At 70.7% G+C, this 4,547-nt stretch carries 5 protein-coding genes; 4 read left to right on the forward strand and 1 reads right to left on the reverse strand.

What is annotated here, in order from left to right:
- Positions 1-194 precede the first annotated feature (194 nt).
- The 3 genes from BH719_RS01805 to BH719_RS01815 are packed head-to-tail and all read left to right on the forward strand — an operon-like array spanning position 195 to position 2,103.
- Positions 195-1,046, forward strand: coding sequence for an ABC transporter ATP-binding protein (locus BH719_RS01805; RefSeq protein WP_009400244.1), 852 nt, complete (start codon positions 195-197; stop codon positions 1,044-1,046).
- A complete protein-coding gene (locus BH719_RS01810; protein ID WP_009743028.1) occupies positions 1,043-1,876 on the forward strand; it encodes an ABC transporter permease in 834 nt (277 codons plus the stop codon). Before BH719_RS01805 ends, BH719_RS01810 begins: the two co-directional genes overlap by 4 nt.
- Positions 1,873-2,103: a helix-turn-helix transcriptional regulator gene (locus tag BH719_RS01815; RefSeq protein WP_005868102.1), complete on the forward strand. Its 231-nt coding sequence runs from the start codon at positions 1,873-1,875 to the stop codon at positions 2,101-2,103. The genes BH719_RS01810 and BH719_RS01815 overlap by 4 nt, the downstream gene beginning before the upstream one ends.
- Positions 2,104-2,277: 174 nt before the next feature.
- Here BH719_RS01815 and BH719_RS01820 read toward each other — a convergent pair whose 3' ends face one another.
- Positions 2,278-3,021, reverse strand: a complete 744-nt coding sequence (locus BH719_RS01820) for a TetR/AcrR family transcriptional regulator (RefSeq protein ID WP_034255141.1) — start codon at positions 3,019-3,021, stop codon at positions 2,278-2,280.
- Between the two features lie 117 nt (positions 3,022-3,138).
- Here BH719_RS01820 and BH719_RS01825 point away from each other — a divergent pair.
- The coding region (locus BH719_RS01825; protein ID WP_009743029.1) for an MFS transporter at positions 3,139-4,547 on the forward strand (1,409 nt) is incomplete at its 3' end.

Below are 4,547 nucleotides of genomic sequence, written 5' to 3' on the forward strand. Positions count from 1 at the left end.
CGGCCCGCCCCCGCGCGATCAGGGGCCGTTCCGAGCGGCGCCCGCTCCCGCCCGCTCCACGGGCGCCCGGCGCCACTGCGCGGGCCGGCAGTCGGCCTCATCCACCCGAGAAGTTTTCCGATTTAACGAAGATCAGCAACATGATGTAGCATTCCTACTACATTCAGTTGCGCTTCTACTCAGGAGGGTTCGCGATGGCCCCAGTCATCACAACGGAGAGCCTCGAGTTCTCCTACGGGGAGGCCCCGGTCCTGCGGGGCCTCGACATCCGCATCGGGGCGGGCGAGGTCGTCTGCCTCCTCGGCCCCAACGGCGTGGGCAAAACGACCCTGGTGGAGAACCTCCTGGGCTCCCTGGCCCCGACGAACGGGAGGGTGCGCGTCTTCGGCACCGACCCCCGCCAGGCGGGCGCAGGCTTCTGGGCGAAGGTCGGACTGGTGCAGCAGAGCTGGACCGACCACGCGAAATGGCGGGTGAAGGACCAGTTGGAGTGGATACGCTCGGTCCAGTTGACGGCGGCGGAGCGGGTGAGCACCGTCGCCGAGGTCCTCGACGCCGTCGGCCTGTCGGACAAGGCGGACTCGCGCCTGTCGCGCCTGTCCGGCGGCCAGCGGCGCACCATCGATTTCGCGGCCGCACTCCTCGCCTCGCCCGAGCTCCTGATCCTGGACGAGCCGACCACCGGCCTGGACCCGGTCTCCAAAGCGCGCCTGCACGACCTCATCCTCGCCCGGGTCGACGAAGACGCGACCATCGTCATGACCACCCACGACCTGTCCGAGGCCGAGCGCCTGGCCTCGCGCGTGCTCATCATGAACGAGGGGCGCATCATCGCCGACGGAACGGTCACCGCGCTGCGCGAGCTCCTCGACCGCGGCAGCGAGATCACCTGGATCGAGGACGGCGCCCGCCACGTCCACACCACGCACTCCCCCGAGCGCTTCGTCAGGGGGCTCGACCTCGACGCCATCACCGGATTGACCATCACCCGTCCCACCCTGGAGGAGACCTACCTCTCCCTCGTCAACAAGGAGCCCCGCCCATGAGCATCCGCACCATCCAGGCCGTCCTGCGCGCCGCCTCCCGGCAGGCGTCCGCGGACCTGCGAGCGAGCCTCGCCGGAACATGCGCCGCGCTGTTGATATCGGTGAGCGCCATCGTGCTGATCGGCAGGAGCACCGAGGCGGCCGCCGGAGCCCACGTCGCCTTCGGCCCGATGTTCCTGGCCAGCAGCATCGGCACAGTCAGCTGCTTCATCACCTTGCAGATCGCGGGCGAGGCCTACACCGACCGAATCGGCGGCGCACTGCTGCGGGTGCGCATCCTGCCGCACGGCCCCCTGGCATGGACGATCGGCAAGACGATGTCGGCGATCACCCAGACCATCGCATTCCAGGCCGCGGTCCTGCTCGGCGGGGCCGTGTTCGCCGACCTTCCCCTGAGCGCCCCCCAGGTGCTGACCTGCCTGCCCCTCATCATGCTGTCCGCAGTCGCCACAGCCCCGTTGGGGTTCTTCGCCGGAGCCCTCGCCCGGGGCGTTTACAGTTTCATGCTCTCCTTCCTGCCCGTCCTCGCCCTCATCGGCACGAGCGGCTTCTTCATGCCCATGGACCGGCTCCCCTCCTGGGTGCAGGCCGTCCAAGTGGCGCTGCCCACGTACTGGTCGGGGCACCTGACCAGGTGGGCGCTGGTGGGCGACCCGTCGTGGGAGGTGGGCGCCTCCTTCTGCCCGGTGCTCGCTCTCGCGGTCCTGGCGGCGTGGACCGTCCTCGGTTTCGCTGGCGCTTCCTTCGTCGTGCGGCGCAGCTTCCGCAAGGAGACGATCGGCAGCCTGGCGCGCGTGCAGTCCGCTATCCGCTCCCAGACAGGCCTGTGACCGTGTCCGACGACGTCGTCCACAACCGGATCGCGGTCCTGCGCGCCGACCGGCGGGTGAGCCGCCGAGAACTCGCCGAGGCGCTCGGCGTCCACTACCAGACGGTGGGCTACCTCGAGCGCGGCGAGTACGCGCCCTCGCTCCACTTGGCCCTGCGCATCGCCCGCTACTTCGAGGTGCCCGTGGAGTCAGTCTTCTCCCTGGAGGAGTTCCCCCGCCTGAGGTGAGCGGCACTCCCCGCCCCGGCGCGCCGTTGCGCCACTTAGCGCGCCACTGCACCACTTGGACCCGAGCGGGCCCTGGCTCCCCCGGCGTGTCGGCGGCCTAAGTGGTGCGGGCAATGCCCAAGTGGCGCAGGCGCAGGACGTGTTGTGCGAGTGGGCCGTCACGCCCTCCTGCGCCTAGGACCGGCTCGCGCCCGGGCGGCTGCCGGCCCCGATGCCGGCGATGATCCGGTCGAGGCCGTAGTCGAGCTCGTACCCCTGCCCGTCGTCGAGGGCCCCCGCCTCGAGCACGCGCGCCATGGAGGCCATGCCCTCGGCTTCGAGGCGGGCCAGGAGCCACTTCCGCGAGGGGCCGCGGCCGACCCCGTGCGCCGCGGACGCCAGGGAGCGCTTGAGCGCGGCGACGGTGCGCACGTGCCCGTCGACGAGCAGCGCGGCGTTGAGCCGCTCCTGCAGACCGAGTCCCGCAACGGCGAGCACCTGGAGGACCGCCTCCATCCACCGCAGACGGTGCGGGCCGGTCGGCATGCCGTCGACCGGGGCGTCCAGGAGCCACGGATGGGCGACGTAGCGGGCGTGGACGGCGAGGGCCCAGCACCGCAGCCCGTCCTCCCAGCCCTCAGGGGGACCCGGGAGGGCCGGCGGCGGACCGAAGGCGACGTCGACCATCGCGGCGACGACCTCGTCGCGGGAACCGATGTGCCGGTACGCCGCCATCGTGCTCACACCGAGGCGCTGCGCGAGTTTGCGCACCGACACCCCTTCCAGGCCCTCGTCGTCCGCTAGCGCGACGCCCGCGCGGACGATCTTGCCGATGTCCAGCCCCTTGCCCGTCCCCCGCCCCGCCTCCGCTCCGGGGACATCGACTTCCCACAGCCACTGCACCCACTTGGGCGGGGCGCCCCGGTCCGTGCGCGCCATGTTCCCTCCTCGCCGCTCAACGGGGATCGGATTGCTCCGATCAGGATACCAGCGTACAGTGTACTCACCATAAGGGTGTACACCGTACACATCCGGGAGCCGTGAGAGGACACGAGTATGAAGAACGAGGAAAGATCCAAGGACCGGGGCGCCACGCGATCGCGCACCGCCGCCACCGCCGTGCTCATGGTGGCGACGTTCATGGATCTGATGGACTCAACGATCACCAATGTCGCACTGCCCACGATCGGCAAGGACCTGGGCGCGACGCCGGAGCAACTGGAGTGGACCCTGGCCGGTTACATCATCGCCTTCGCGACACTGCTCATCACGGGCGGCCGACTGGGCGACGTCTTCGGGCACAGGCGCATCTTCGTGATCGGGATGGTGGGATTCACCGCCGCCTCCCTCGGCGCGGCGCTGTCGCAGTCGGGCGAGCTGCTGGTCGCCGCCCGGGTGCTCCAGGGCGGGTTCGCCGGGATCATGATGCCCCAAGTGCTTTCCAGCGTGCAGGTGATGTACGCGCCGGAGGAGCGCGCCCCCGTCCTGGGCCTCATCGGAGCACTGAGCTCGCTGGGGGCCGTCGGCGGGCTGGTCCTGGGCGGCTGGCTCGTCACGATCGACCTCTTCGGCATGGGATGGCGCAGCGTCTTCCTCGTGAACGTGCCGGTCGGAGTCGTCATCGTCGCCGCGGCGCTCGCGCTCGTGCCCAGGAGCCGCTCGGAGCACCCCCTCAAACCCGATCCGGCCGGGGCTCTGCTGGGGGGCCTCGGGGTCTTCCTGGTGGTCTTCCCGCTCACCGACGGCCGCGCCGCGGGGTGGGCGTGGTGGATCTGGGCCATGCTGGCGGCGGCCCCCTTCGCCGTAGGCGCGTTCGCGTGGCAGCAGAGGCGCACGCTCAAGGCCCACGGCTCCCCCCTGCTGCCGCTGCCCCTGTTCCGCGACCGGGGCTTCGCGAGCGGGCAGCTGGTGCAGGTGCTCTCGTCGATCGGCAACGGCGGTTACGTGCTCGTCCTGCTGTACTACGTGCAAAGCGCACTCGGTTTCTCAGCTTTGGCGGCAGGGCTCACGCTCCTGCCCTTCGCACTGGGCTCCATGGTGGCCACGCCACTGGCGATCCTCGCGACGAAGCGGATGGGGAAGTGGGCCGTGCTGGCCGGAGGCATGGTGCAAGCGGGCGCGCTGACCTGGGTCCTGTGGACGATCTCGGCCAATGGGCCGTCCCTGACGGGCTGGGACCTCACCGCCCCGCTGGCGCTGACGGGCGCCGGGATGATGACCCTCATCATGCCGCTCACGACCATCGCCCTCGAGTCGGTGCCCACCCAGGACGCGGGTGCGGCGTCGGGAACCCTGACCACCTTCAGCCAGGTCGGAATGGTCCTCGGAGTCGCCCTCGCCGGAACGGTCTTCTTCGGAGTCCTCCAGGACGCGGCCGAGGCGCGCGACGCCATCACGACCGCCCTGTGGGTCCCCATCGCGGCCTACGCGCTCGCGGGCCTCGCCGCCTCGGCGGCCATGCCCGG

The sequence above is a fragment of the Pauljensenia hongkongensis genome, from assembly GCF_001746855.1.
Classification (GTDB): domain Bacteria; phylum Actinomycetota; class Actinomycetes; order Actinomycetales; family Actinomycetaceae; genus Pauljensenia; species Pauljensenia hongkongensis.